The organism is Sphingobacterium sp. PCS056, assembly GCF_023273895.1.
Lineage (GTDB): Bacteria > Bacteroidota > Bacteroidia > Sphingobacteriales > Sphingobacteriaceae > Sphingobacterium.
In genome coordinates this window covers 4020381-4033610 of sequence record NZ_CP096883.1, presented here as the reverse complement: position 1 = coordinate 4033610, position 13230 = coordinate 4020381, and the positions used below count along the sequence as shown (strand labels likewise).

Genomic DNA, 13230 nt, shown 5'->3' with positions numbered 1-13230 from the left:
AAAGAAATTGCTCCCCTTCAGATTGCTAGCTTCTGAAATGACCACCATGGTCGGAATTGTAGCAGGTATTGATGTCATAGGCTGCATTATTGCTGCAGAACTTGTATACCAAGACATGGAAGTCGATGGATATAGTCCTGAAGTGATTGACTACTACAGAGATATCGAGCAACAGAGATGTCAAGATGGCTCTCATTCCTATTACAATTAATTACGTCTAACGAATCTTTCTATCTTTAATTTTATAAATTAAAGATTAATTGTTTAATTTAGAAAAGGACATGGCTAAGCTGCATTGCAGCTTAGCCATATTTTTAGTTTTTATATGATGATACGAAGTATATTTATTATTTTCCTAATATTCAATTTTACATGTGCTGTAGCACAAGAGTTGAAAGGTAGCGCAACATATGCGGTCTCCAAGAGTACTGATAGTACCAATAATGATTCTGACGAACTGATGATCCTGCAAGCACATCCTTTTATACCGGAAATTGTAGCTGGAATGGAGTTTCAGATGCAATTTGACGAGAAGCAATCTCTATTTGCGTTAGTGAAGAATATGGCATTAGAAAAAATTGATAGCAAGAACTTAAGAATTGCTGAAATTATGATCGGTTACAAGGATTCTACTTGGCAAGATGGTGCCAACAGTTATATTTTCGAAAGAGATCTCAGCAAAGGACTTGCCAAGAAAAGTGTTATTCAAAAGTCACCGCACGATTTCAATTGGAAGATTCAAAAAGAATCCAAACTAATAGGTAATTATACTTGCTACCAAGCAATAGGGCATATTGTTTTAGGTAAAGGAAATAAAGCTAGACAAAGGCCGGTGATCGCCTGGTTTTGTCCCGAGATTCCAGTTTCATTTGGGCCGATCAACAGCGGTGGCCTTCCCGGTTTAATTTTTGAGTACCAATACGCAGGCACTGTTTTTGGGTTAACTAAAATTAACTGGGATGAGCAGATGCAGGTTCCGACTTTACCGGCAAAAGAGATCGTAACAAAACAAGAATTACATGATCGAGTAAAACAAATTGCAAAAGAAAGGGGCCTTTTATAAAGATTTTTTTATGTCCCGGACCCTCATCATTTTGTTTCTGTTTATTCCATTCCTAACACTTGCCCAAACGAAGTATGTGCTGAAGGGTGTCGTGAGCGATGAAAATAATGTGCATCTCAGCCATGCCAGTATAGTCGCAAGATCACTTGGTACAGATGCTCAGCCAGTCCAGTTTTCAAAGACCGATCAGGATGGAGCTTTTGCTTTAAACTTCAAACAAAAAGGTACAATTGAGGTCGTATTTTCGAGAATAGGATATACAAAAGTAACGGACACCATCAAAATAGAACGAACTCTTCAAGAGATTAAGGTAAATCTGATCAAATCTTCCACGAGACTATCGGAAGTTAAGATAGACTATAAGTATCAGGCGGTACAAATAGGAAAAGATACCATTCGTTTTATGGCTGATTATTTTCGTGATGGATCGGAGCGAAAATTACAGGATCTACTAGAAAAAATGCCTGGTTTTTCCATTGAGGATGGAAGGGTGAAATTTCAAGGTAAGATTGTCAATATCACCCTGCTTGAGAATGAAAGGTTTTTTGGAGGCGGAAGTAAGATTGCTGTAGAAAATATTCCAGCCGATGCAGTTGATAACGTCGAAATGATCAGTCGGTTTTCCGAAAATGAGATGATGAAAGCAGTTCAGGTCAACGATCAGCTTGCTATGAATATAAAACTGAAAGCAAATAAGAAAAATTTTGTTTTCGGAGATTTAGAAACGGCTGCTGGTAATCATGAATCCTATAAAGAACATGCAGCCCTTTTTTATTATTCGCCTAATAAAACGGGGTCATTTATAGCAGATGTCAATTCGATAGGGTTAGGCAGCTTAACAAAAGAAGATATTACCCGTGTTCAAAGTTCGGAATTGCAGTATTTTAATAATACATCATCCAATCAAGTTCTTTATGACTATGCTAAGAGTAACCAGCGCGTACAAAGCAATATCAATAAATTAGCAACCATTAATGGAACAACCAAATTACTTGATAAAAGATTGAAAGTGACACTTTATGCACTTTATTCAGAAAATAGAGTACAATCTTTGCAGGATATCCATAATAACTATACTTTTCCGGATAGCAGTTTTTTTGAAAAAAGACAAAATCGAAATAATCAGAAAAATGGGGTAGCACTGGCTAACATAGCGTTAAAGTATAAACGAAATCCTTATTTTAATGTTGATTACACTGTTGATTTTGATCTTACAAATCCGCGTTTGATGCAGGTATCAACTATGGAGGTCGATCATATACGTTTTAGCAATAGTCAAAAAAATGAATCTGCTAGGGCTTATTCTGTTAAACAATTTTTGGAAAGTAACTGGAAACATTCTGTAAGAAGATATAGCACATTTGCTCTGCAACATCAATTCAGTAATCATAAAGCTCAATTTAAACTATCTTCTGACAAAGCTTTTTTTGAAAACACTCTAAATTTTTTAGATGAAAATAGACCAGGGATATTTAGACCTATAAAAAGAGTAGAAAATCTGTTCAATGTATCATTGAAACATTATCTTGTTTTAGATCATCGGCACCAGTTACATTTTGAGCTGAATAGTCAAAATCAAATCTTGCGACAGGAAGGAACAACCATGGGTGTGGTAGACTCGATTAATCCGAATATTTTTAATCACGATCAGCATTATAGAACTGGAAACACTTTTTTGGGATTATACCATCGCTTCACTTGGCGAAAGTTGAATACTTTAATCAGTTTCAAAGAACATTTCTTAACCTTTGATAATAAAAAATCTGATTCAAAATATGAGAATAATAGATTGAGTTTTCAACCGGAAATTGATGTTAATTATGAAATTGGACCTTCCAATACCGTAAGCTTAAAATATAAACAGGATTATCTTTATCCCAAATATAATGAGATGAATCCATCTTATTGGATCAATGATTATAATGTGATTTTTCGTGGTAATGATAGCTTATCTGGACAGATGCAGCATCGGATTCGTTTGTATTACAGGAATTTCGATATTGCTAGATTGCGGATGTTATATTTCAGCAGTACTGTTCAATTGAAAAACAAAATCAAAGCAAACATACTGCCCTTTTCTACAGTTGATCAAGTAAAAGGAGTCACATTGCTAGATAGACCGGATTTTCAAATGATGCATATGATTGGTTACAGTATCAGGATAGGAAGATTTGAACCAGAGGTTTCCAGCAGCTTTTTAAATATGAAATTAGCCCAGATTATCAGCAATGAGACTTTTGATATTCGCCAAAATACATTTTCAACTTCCGCATCATTAGGTTGGAGAAAGCCAAGATATCCTGATATTAAAGCTTCATGGTCGCACACCATTAGCTGGCAATATCATATTGCCAATAGAAGAATGTTTACAACAGATAAGTTAGATCTTTCGGCGAAGTATATGGTTGCAAAATCATTCAATATCAGAACCGATTGGAGTTTTGAGAAAGCTATTTTCGATAAAAATCAATCCAATCCAATTTCAATTTTAGCGAATTTAGAATTGGAATATAAAAAAGGAAAATCACCTTTTTCCTTTTATACGCAAGGATTCAATATTTTAGGCAATGATCGATATCGTGTCTTGCAATTGACTGAGTATGTTGCTACAGAGCAAATCACTTACATTATGCCTCGTGTTTTTATGCTTGGACTGAGGTATAAAATTTAATATTACTATTTTTAGAAACTTTATATTATTTAACTCAAGCTTTATGGTTAAATTTTAAAAATCTTGATATCTATTTTCAGGATGGTAAGGAATTCGGTTAGATTCAATTTCTTTCCACGATTTATAATCACAATCTCTACTTGTTATGAGATAGTGAGACCATCGCCAAAAGCATAGTGGATTAATTCTGTAGAGACGATATACCTGTTGATTCTTTTTCTTTGGATGGGTGTCTGCTATGTATTGATCAATTGCCCACTGACTAATAGATGGAGATTTAAAACTGAAGATTGTCATCTCTGATTGTTTTATCCATCTATTTTACTAAAATTTTATCTATATATTTGAGTTTTAAAATAGCTACCTGACCTGAAAATAGATTGATGAATGGAATATACGGGCGAAAAAGAATTGCTTGAAGACTTCTCCACAGGAAAAGAAGAAGCATGTGCGTATCTATATCATCGCTATTTTGCTCGAATCTGTTTGTTTGCATCAAGTTTTGTCGATGAGACCAAAGAATCAGAAGATATAGCGGAGGAAAGTTTTATCCGATTGTGGCAAAGTAAGCGCAATTTTGAAAGTTTACATCACCTGAAAGCAGCTTTATATCAAACTGCTCGTCGTCTGGGTATCAATTACCAAACTTCGCGGCAAAGAAGAATAAATCGTGTGGATGCTTATGTCCGTCTACAGGATCACGATCAATCCAATCAACTCCAAGAGATCGTCTACACTGAAACAATGGCAGAGCTATATGATGCTCTTAAAAAACTCCCTCCTAAAGCACGTGAAATCGTGGAGCTGACTTATTTGGAGGGATATAGCAATCAGGAAGTGGCCGAATTGTTACATATCAGTATACAAACTGTTAAAAATCAAAAACTGCGTGCCCTCAGTTTATTAAGAAAATGGTTAAGCCGCGATTCTTTTCATTACCTGGTGTCCATCGTATTCTTTTCTTCAAAAATTTAATTTTTTTTGAATCTTCTTTAGTACTTTTTTAATTCGGTGCGGTATCTACAATTGAAACAAGATATCATGAACCTAAAAGAAGAAGAATTATTGATTCGTATTAGCAGCCTCATTGTTCAAGAAATGAAGGGTGAACAGCGTGCTGAAGACCGTTTGCTTTTAAAAAAATGGTTGAGTGAGTCTCAAGAGAATCAAGCGGTTTACAAACGTTGCTTTGATCAAGTCATGCAAAAAAAGTCTTTTGAAAGTTTACAGGAATTTGAAAAAAACAGAGATTTTGAGAAGATAAGAGCAAAATTATTTACAACACCTGTACCTCAACAACTATTTTCTTTTAAACGGATGCTTCCGTTTGTTGCCGCTGCTTGTATGATCATCGCTTTGGGAGGGGTGTGGTACTATAACCAGACCAACAGCTCTATTCCTTCGGCAATCCAGCTATCTCAAATGGATAGGCTGCCTGCTCAAAACCGCGCTACTGTTACTTTTTCGGATGGACGACAATTTCAGCTCAATGAACATGAAAGCCAGGTCCATATGGACAAAAAAGGAGTTCATTATGATGATGGGAGCGCTGTGGCGGAGACACAATCTGCTCAATTTGCAACCATTGAAACCCCTAGAGGAGGTGTTTATGATGTGATATTGCCTGATGGTACGCGTGTCAAATTAAATGCCTCAACGACACTTCGTTATCCTACGGTATTTGCAGCGGATAAACGTGAAGTACGTGTAGATGGTGAAGCCTATTTTGAGGTTGCCAAGCGCAAAAATCAGCCCTTTATCGTTGAAACTGCAAATCAGCAGGTGTCTGTCCTTGGTACACATTTTAATGTGAACACCTATGGTAACAAGAGTGAAATGAAAACCACGCTGCAGGAAGGTAAAGTACAGGTGAAGGAATTAACAAGTGGAAAGCATCTCATCCTATTGCCAGGTTACCAGTCTCTTGTCAATAAAGGTAAGCTAATCAGTCGTGCTGTTGATGTGAACCAGGAACTCGCTTGGGTAGATGGCCGATTTAATTTTGACGGAAAGTCTCTCTTTGAAGTCATGGACGATTTGTCTCGGTGGTATAATGTGGATGTCGAGTACAGGGGCGAGATACCTGATGTTGAGTTTTTCGGTGGAACGTACCGCACTAGTAAACTGAGTACCATATTAAAGATCTTAAAGGACCAGAATTTACATTACCATTTTACAGCAAATGGAAAATTAATCATTGAAAAGAACGGATATTAAAAAGAAAGGAGGACTATTAGAAACGACTTAACACGAAAACCTATATGAACTTTATTGGACCTCGTCCGACAAACTAACCTAAACATTATTAATGAAAAGAAATTCTTACTCTGTAAATGTGACAAAGCCATTGTCACTGTTTTTTGTTGTGCTTCTATTTTTCATATGTCAAAAGCTGAATGCGCAAACCATTACCTATTCGGGTCGCGATGTGGCACTTACAGAAGTATTGCAGGCGATCAAGAAACAGACTAATTATGAGTACATGGGCGCTAAAAAATTACTTGATAAGGCAAAGCCGATAACCGTGAAAGTCGAAAAGGTGACCCTTAAGTTTTTTCTTGATCAGATTTTAAAGGATCAGGATATGAGCTATACGATTGATTCAAAAACAATATTTTTGGAACAACGATCGCCTAATACCAATCAAAAAACTGCTCCGACGGTTAAAAAACCTTCACAGCGAGAGATCAAAGTTAGCGTAGTGGGCAAAGATCAAAATCCCTTAAACGGGGTCACCGTGCTTCAGGACGGCAGACCGATCGCGATTTCAGATCAAGATGGACGATTTTTCTTGGCTACAGCAAAAGGTACACTGACCATGACTATGGTGGGATATCGAACTTACGTCCTTAAATTATTGGATGATAAATTTGATTATTCCATCCGAATGGAGGAAGAGGCTAATGCGCTTGATCAGGTCGTTGTAACGGGCTACCAAGTCATCAAGAAAGATTCTTATACGGGTACAGCTGTTACCAAAAGCGGAGAAGAGCTGCGCCAGGTGAATCCACAAAATGTGCTCCAAGCGATGCAAGTATTTGATCCATCATTCAAATTGCTCGATAATAATCTCGCGGGTTCTAATCCCAATGCACTTCCCAATATCAATGTCAGAGGATCTTCTTCTTTGCCTACTGGCAATAATGAAGTACTGAGACGTGATCATATTACCACCTCGATCAATATGCCTGCCTTTATTATGGATGGCTTTGAAGTTAGTGTTCAAAAAGTTTTGGACTTGGATATGACGCGTATTGAGAGTGTCACCATTTTAAAAGATGCCGCTGCAACAGCTATTTATGGATCACGGGCTGCCAATGGGGTCATGGTCATCACGACAAAATCGCCTAAAGATGGGAAGCTGCAGATGACTTATACACACGAAAGCAATGTCAATGTTCCTGATCTGACTGGATATAAAGTTTTGAATGCGCCAGATAAATTAGCTTACGAAAAATTGGCCGGGCTCTATGACAGCGATGTACAGCGACAGTCTCAAGATGTACTTGACGAATTATATTACAGCAAATTGGCCAATGTGTTGGGCGGAGTAGACACGTACTGGCTCTCTCAGCCTGTGCGAACTGCTGTTGGGCAAAAGCATGGTCTGTACATCCAGGGAGGTGCAGAAACATTCAGATATGGAATGGACCTGCGATACCAGACGCGACCTGGAGTCATGAAAGGGTCTGGTAGAAACCAATATTCAGGAGGTCTGAATTTCAGCTACAATCTTCGTAATAAAGTTCGCTTTCAAAATGAATTATCAGTGACCATTGTAAATGGTACGGAATCGCCATATGGTAATTTCTCAGACTATGTGCTGATGAATCCATATTATCGGATGAAAGACGATAATGGTAATATTCTTCAGGAAATTGATGTTTGGACCAGGGTCGCCAACTCTGGATCAAGCCAAAGGGAGCATGTATTGAACCCACTTTATAATGCTACTTTAAGTAGCTTCAATAAATTAGGCTATACCGAACTATTAGATAACCTATCTGCAGACTTAGATCTAGGCAATGGTTTGCGATTACGTGGACAAGTAAGCTTACTGAAGAGACTAAACAATAATGACAACTTCCGTTCGCCTTTGGCCAATGACTTTTTTTATTACCCGACAAGTCAAACAGATTTGAAAGGGAGTTATACCAGTTATACGAATAATGAACTATACTGGGATGCCAATGTACGGGCAAATTGGATGCGGACAATCGAAAAGCATAATTTCAATCTTGTCGCGGGAACAAATATCAGAACGGAAAGTTATGATGAGCGTTCTTTTACAGCGATCGGTTTTCCTAATGATCGTTTTACAAGTGTCGGTTTTGCCAAGGGGTATGCCGAGAATGCAAGTCCGGCAAGTAGTTTAAGCGCTTCCAGATTATTTGGTGCATTCTTAAGTTCAAATTATTCATTTGACAATAGATTTCTTTTTGATGCCACATTGCGGATCGATGGTTCATCTAAATTTGGCGCTAATAAGCGCTCGGCTCCATTTTGGTCAACAGGTATTGGTTGGAATATACACCAAGAATCGTGGTTCGATAATGAGTCTATTAGCCAGTTACGTGTGCGGGCAACGATCGGATTGACAGGTTCTGTACAGTTTGATCCGTACATGTCAAGGACAACTTATAATTATGATAAAAGTAACTGGTATTCGTCGGGTCTAGGAAGTACAGTTAGGAATTATGGTAATGAGAATTTGACCTGGCAGAAGACCCAAAGTACAGATATAGGCATCGATCTAGGCTTGTGGAACGATCGATTGACATTGTCGCCAAGATATTATCATAAGATAACACGTGATATTTTGGCCGACATCAATTTGGCTCCGTCTACCGGATTTATTTCTTATAAAGAAAATCTAGGAGATATGGAAAACAAAGGATTTGAGCTGAATGCAAATTGGATACCCATCCGCAACTCAAATTGGACACTAAGTTTGCTAGCTAATCTAGTCCGTAACGAAAATAAGATCATCCGGATTTCCAATGCACTTAAAAGTTATAACGAACGGGTCGATGAGGCACAGCAAGGGAGTGATCTGATGGCTGTTCCTCTGTTGCGGTACAAGGAAGGACAATCGTTAGATGCCATTTATGCTGTGCCATCGTTAGGCATTGATCCTGAAAATGGAAAGGAAGTATTCCTTAAAAAAGATGGAACATTGTCTTATGATTGGGATGCGAAGGATATCGATGTCGTGGCGGTGGCAACTCCTAAAATGGAAGGATTTTTTGGCGGAACACTGCGTTACAAGCAATTGATGATGGTGGCATATTTTCAAACGCGATTGGGAGGAAAGACCTATAATCAAACTTTGGTAGATCGGGTGGAAAATGCAGACCCAAGATATAATGTGGATAGCCGCGTCTTGGAAGAGAAATGGAAAAACCCGGGTGATGTATCTTTCTATAAGAGTATTCAAGACCTCGGACAGACGCGTGTCTCCTCGCGATTTATAATGCCAGATCGTTTACTAGCACTTCAATCACTTAATATTTCATATGATGCTGGAAAAGTTTTCACTCAAAAATTGGCATTGTCAAGCTTACGAATGGGATTGGTGGCAAATGATATCTTTCGCTGGTCATCGGTCAAGCAAGAACGTGGGATCAATTATCCTTTCGCGCGGAGTATCTCTTTTACCCTTCAGGCGGGTTTATAAATTTCTAATGACTTATACTAATTGAAGAATGAAAAAGATTTATATCATATTAATATTGATTTCCAATCTCGGGTTCCTCTCTTGTTCGAAATGGCTCGATATACAACCCGAAAGTGATGTGGATAAAAACATCCTGTTCTCTACAGAGGATGGATTTAAAGAAGCGCTTATAGGTGTGTACACCAGATCTGCGAAAAGTGATCTCTATGGTAAAGAGCTGACCATTGGTACCGCTGAGGTATTGGTTCAGAACTACAGTATTGCGAGCAATGATCCGTTACGATATCTCCAAACTAAAAACTTCAGATACAACGATGCGAATTTTATCGCTCGCAAGGATAATGTGTGGAAAGGCCTATATAATGGAATTGCTAATGCAAATTTGATCCTAGGCGAAATCGATAAAAAGCAAAATCTGTTTATCGGTCATAACTATCCATTGATCAAAGGAGAGGCATTGGCCTTGAGAGCTTATCTGCATTTTGATGCGCTTAGATTATTTGCTACTGCACCAATTGTCCGTGACCAAGCGGATGCTATACCTTACGTCACAACTTACTCCAACAAATCAACAAAATTGTCTTCTGTATCTCAAGCTCTGGACTCGGTCATTCGAGATTTGGAACAAGCGAAAGAATTGCTGAAAATAGACCCTATACGTCAAAAATCATATGTCATTGGCTATCCGACAAATACAGATACCCTACAAAATTCGGAACTCCAAGATCCAAACCTTTTCTTACAAAATAGGAGGCATAGACTGAATTATTTTGCTGTATGTGGGTTGCTGGCTCGCGTTAATTTGTACAAAGGTGACCAAATAAAGGCATTAGCATATGCCAAGGAAATTATAGCAGCCAAAAAATTCCCTTGGACAAATCGGACAGATTTCTTGGCCGTGGATGCGGATAAAAAGGATCGTATCCTCTACAAAGAGTTACTTTTTGCTTGGTATATTCCTGCGATGAGCAACACCTTTAATAATGAATGGTTTACTGATGGGAACTCGGGTATGTACTTGGATCAAGAGGAAGCTAAGATCATCTATGATGTAGGTGGGGCGGGAGGTAGTGATATGCGGTACACCCAATGGTTTGGAAGCACAGGCATGGGTACCGGTTTTATATCTTCTTTGCTTAAATATAGAAGAAATGTGTTCAGTGAGAGCTTTTCTGCCAACTTGCATTACTTGGTTGCTCCAGCCATTAGATTAAGTGAAATGTATTATATCGCTGCTGAATGCACATTTGATACAGACCCTGCTCAAGCGCTCACCTATTTAGATGAGGTCAGGCTGAACCGTGGCATAGGACAAAAGCTGGAAATGATGAATCAGACCGCTTTTCGGCAGGTGCTGATCAAGGAATATCGTAAGGAAATGTATGCGGAAGGGCAGACCTTTTTTGTATATAAACGGCTAAATCAACCGATAATTGGTCAACAAGGTGCTATAATACCTGTCAGCCAGCAGGTGTTTGCATGGCCGCTTCCTGACGATGAAATAATTTATGGACAACGATAAATGTATATCCACATGAAATATGCTACTTATGTAATCATGTCTTTGGGCATGTGTCTGTTCTTTTCTTGTAAAAAAGAATCTTTAATGCGTTATGAACGTCAGGCAAATATATATTTTGATCTGACTGCTGCAGATCGGGATAGTATCGTGTATACCTTTGCCTACGATATGACCAAGGCGGTAGATACGGTTTTTCTACCAGTCAAATTGATGGGGTATCGAGACCAGAAATCACGAAGCTTCCAGGCGTATATTGAAAAGGATTCCTCAACAGCTCAAGCGGAGATTCATTATGATAAATTGAAGCCGGACTATCCATTTATGGAAGGAGCGGGACAAACTTTTTTACCTGTTATCATTCATAACGTCAAGGACCTGGAAACACGTGCTGTGTCTTTAATCATCAAACTCCAAGAAAGTCCTGATTTTGGAATTGAAAATAAGGACCTGATTCGTGCCCGGATCATCCTCTCTGCACAATTGGAACAGCCCCAATGGTGGTCCATGTGGTTGGACAATTATTCGAGGGTAAAACATCAGTTATTTTTGCTTGTTACGGAGCAGCGGACATTATCCATGCAGGGGCTAGATGCACCAAAAAATCTTTATTTCGCAAATCTATTGCTGATGATGTTAAATGACCCATTTAAATGGATTAAGGATCATCCGGAAAAGGACTATAAATTGGAGTCAAATGATGGCGGACAGACTTATCTCTTTTATCATGTGGATAATCCAAATCGCACGATATTGCTAAGGAAAAATACAGGTTCTGGAAAATATTTCTTTATTGATGAAACAGGAAAGGAGGTGAGATAATATGGGTAAAAAATTTTTTATGAAAAAGGAGATCTTCGTATCTGTTTTTGTTTACATGATCATAGCAACTTTATGCAGCTGCTATAAAGATAAAGGAAACTACGCCATAGAAATGCCTGAAGAACCTCAAATTACGGGGCTAGACAACTTGTATGAGGCTTCGGTAGGCGACAGTTTGATCATAACTCCAACAATATCTGGAATTGATCCTGCTTCGATACAGTGCAACTGGCGAATTGATGTCCCAGAAGCAACTAAACCTGAGACTAATCATTACGAGGGTAAAGATCTACGTATCGCTTTTGGTTTGGAAGCAAAGCGATATCGAGCAAGACTTACGGTTACGAACAAAGTAAATGGAATGAAATATTTCTATAACTTTTATATCCAGGGAACGACCGCATTCTCGAGAGGATCGTTGGTGTTGTCTGTTGATCATGGACTGAGCAAGCTCTCTTTTATAAAGCCTGATCATACCGTCCAAGCTAATATTTATGAGATCATTAATAACGAAGTGCTTCCCGCTAATCCGTTGCATATCCACTATGTCAAGAATCAGTTTACAGGAAATACGCCTTTAGGTTATTGGATTATTTCAAAAAATGGAGGAGTTCGATTGGACGTAAATAATCTAAAACGAGAGATTTTAAAACCAGGTACGCTGTATGATAATTTTTTTCTAGCACCTCCTAGTATCGATGTCGATAATTTAAAGACTTATCCGCAAGGAGCATTATTAGGTGTTATCAATGGTAAATTTTATGCTGGAGCGACCACTACATGGGACCAGTCTGCAACGTATGGTATGTTTGGAACTTTTGCCGACGGCGACTATGAGTTGTCACCTCAATTTGTCATAACAGCGGTGGACAATAATTTTACCATTATCGGTTTTGAAAAGAATAAAAAGCAATTTATACGGATCAATATGTATGGTTCACCCATGTATTTTGGAACACAATATACGAGTGTGAATACCGAAATATTTGATCCAGCAGATGTGGGGATGGATCTTTTGCAGATGGTTCAGGTCAATAATACGGACACTTATGCTTTTGTAAAGGATCATGCAGGAAAAGTTTATGAGCTGAAGTTTAAGGCTAATTTTAGCGGGCCATTTTTGGTCACAGCAAATCATAAAAAGCTCTTTTTTCATCAGGAGTGGATCAATGCTGATACTAAAATGGTGGCAAGCCGTATTGGGTATATCTATATCGGTTATCAAAATAAGGTATTCCGCTACAATCCACTTAACCAACAAGTACAGGAATTGAAAGTTAACCTACCATCATCTGTGAGTTTATTGAAGTTGGATGATGATGAAAATACACTAATCGCAGGTGCTGGGGGCTCACTTTATTATCTGGATATTCAGGTGGGAAAAGATGGCGAGCTCCTCCATAAAATTGATGGAATACCTGGTGAAGTGGTAGACCTGACCTGGAGAAAATAATAAATACACGATAGCTTAATTATAC

The 13230-nt window shown here is 38.3% G+C and carries 10 protein-coding genes; 9 read left to right on the top strand and 1 reads right to left on the bottom strand.

Annotated features, from left to right (window positions below; all coding sequences use genetic code 11):
- Positions 1 to 46: 46 nt before the first annotated feature.
- The 3 genes from MUB18_RS16860 to MUB18_RS16850 all read left to right on the top strand — a co-directional run bounded on the left by MUB18_RS16860 (position 47) and on the right by MUB18_RS16850 (position 3734).
- Positions 47 to 211: a hypothetical protein gene (locus tag MUB18_RS16860; RefSeq protein ID WP_248753941.1), complete on the top strand. Its 165-nt coding sequence runs from the start codon at positions 47 to 49 to the stop codon at positions 209 to 211.
- Between the two features lie 117 nt (positions 212 to 328).
- Entirely contained in the window at positions 329 to 1063 is a 735-nt protein-coding gene (locus MUB18_RS16855; protein WP_248753940.1) for a GLPGLI family protein, read from the top strand.
- A 10-nt stretch (positions 1064 to 1073) separates the two neighbouring features.
- On the top strand, positions 1074 to 3734 hold the full coding sequence (locus tag MUB18_RS16850; protein WP_248753939.1) for a carboxypeptidase-like regulatory domain-containing protein: 2661 nt from the start codon (positions 1074 to 1076) through the stop codon (positions 3732 to 3734).
- A 54-nt stretch (positions 3735 to 3788) separates the two neighbouring features.
- On the opposite strand, the gene MUB18_RS16845 is transcribed toward MUB18_RS16850, so the two are convergent.
- A complete protein-coding gene (locus MUB18_RS16845) occupies positions 3789 to 4031 on the bottom strand; it encodes a hypothetical protein (RefSeq protein ID WP_248753938.1) in 243 nt (80 codons plus the stop codon).
- Positions 4032 to 4121: 90 nt separating this feature from the next.
- Here MUB18_RS16845 and MUB18_RS16840 point away from each other — a divergent pair, with 90 nt between their 5' ends.
- The 6 genes from MUB18_RS16840 to MUB18_RS16815 all read left to right on the top strand — a co-directional run bounded on the left by MUB18_RS16840 (position 4122) and on the right by MUB18_RS16815 (position 13205).
- A complete protein-coding gene (locus MUB18_RS16840; RefSeq protein WP_094772941.1) occupies positions 4122 to 4709 on the top strand; it encodes an RNA polymerase sigma factor in 588 nt (195 codons plus the stop codon).
- Between the two features lie 66 nt (positions 4710 to 4775).
- On the top strand, positions 4776 to 5951 hold the full coding sequence (locus tag MUB18_RS16835) for a FecR family protein (RefSeq protein ID WP_248753937.1): 1176 nt from the start codon (positions 4776 to 4778) through the stop codon (positions 5949 to 5951).
- Between the two features lie 91 nt (positions 5952 to 6042).
- The gene (locus MUB18_RS16830; RefSeq protein WP_248753936.1) at positions 6043 to 9411 is read left to right on the top strand and encodes a SusC/RagA family TonB-linked outer membrane protein; all 3369 of its coding nucleotides are present in this window, start codon (positions 6043 to 6045) and stop codon (positions 9409 to 9411) included.
- Between the two features lie 28 nt (positions 9412 to 9439).
- A complete protein-coding gene (locus MUB18_RS16825) occupies positions 9440 to 10933 on the top strand; it encodes a RagB/SusD family nutrient uptake outer membrane protein (protein WP_248753935.1) in 1494 nt (497 codons plus the stop codon).
- 12 nt (positions 10934 to 10945) lie between these two features.
- A complete protein-coding gene (locus tag MUB18_RS16820) occupies positions 10946 to 11752 on the top strand; it encodes a DUF4843 domain-containing protein (RefSeq protein WP_248753934.1) in 807 nt (268 codons plus the stop codon).
- A gap of 19 nt (positions 11753 to 11771) precedes the next feature.
- Positions 11772 to 13205, top strand: coding sequence for a PKD-like family lipoprotein (locus tag MUB18_RS16815; protein WP_248753933.1), 1434 nt, complete (start codon positions 11772 to 11774; stop codon positions 13203 to 13205).
- The last annotated feature ends 25 nt before the right edge of the window (positions 13206 to 13230 follow it).

Excerpts from the sequence above, each read along its gene's own strand:
- MUB18_RS16860 (WP_248753941.1), top strand. The coding sequence starts at position 47 with ATGGTCGGAATTGTAGCAGGTATTGATGTCATAGGCTGCATTATTGCT.
- MUB18_RS16855 (WP_248753940.1), top strand. The coding sequence starts at position 329 with ATGATACGAAGTATATTTATTATTTTCCTAATATTCAATTTTACATGT.
- MUB18_RS16850 (WP_248753939.1), top strand. The coding sequence starts at position 1,074 with ATGTCCCGGACCCTCATCATTTTGTTTCTGTTTATTCCATTCCTAACA.
- MUB18_RS16845 (WP_248753938.1), bottom strand. The coding sequence starts at position 4,031 with ATGACAATCTTCAGTTTTAAATCTCCATCTATTAGTCAGTGGGCAATT.
- MUB18_RS16840 (WP_094772941.1), top strand. The coding sequence starts at position 4,122 with ATGGAATATACGGGCGAAAAAGAATTGCTTGAAGACTTCTCCACAGGA.
- MUB18_RS16835 (WP_248753937.1), top strand. The coding sequence starts at position 4,776 with ATGAACCTAAAAGAAGAAGAATTATTGATTCGTATTAGCAGCCTCATT.
- MUB18_RS16830 (WP_248753936.1), top strand. The coding sequence starts at position 6,043 with ATGAAAAGAAATTCTTACTCTGTAAATGTGACAAAGCCATTGTCACTG.
- MUB18_RS16825 (WP_248753935.1), top strand. The coding sequence starts at position 9,440 with ATGAAAAAGATTTATATCATATTAATATTGATTTCCAATCTCGGGTTC.
- MUB18_RS16820 (WP_248753934.1), top strand. The coding sequence starts at position 10,946 with ATGAAATATGCTACTTATGTAATCATGTCTTTGGGCATGTGTCTGTTC.
- MUB18_RS16815 (WP_248753933.1), top strand. The coding sequence starts at position 11,772 with ATGAAAAAGGAGATCTTCGTATCTGTTTTTGTTTACATGATCATAGCA.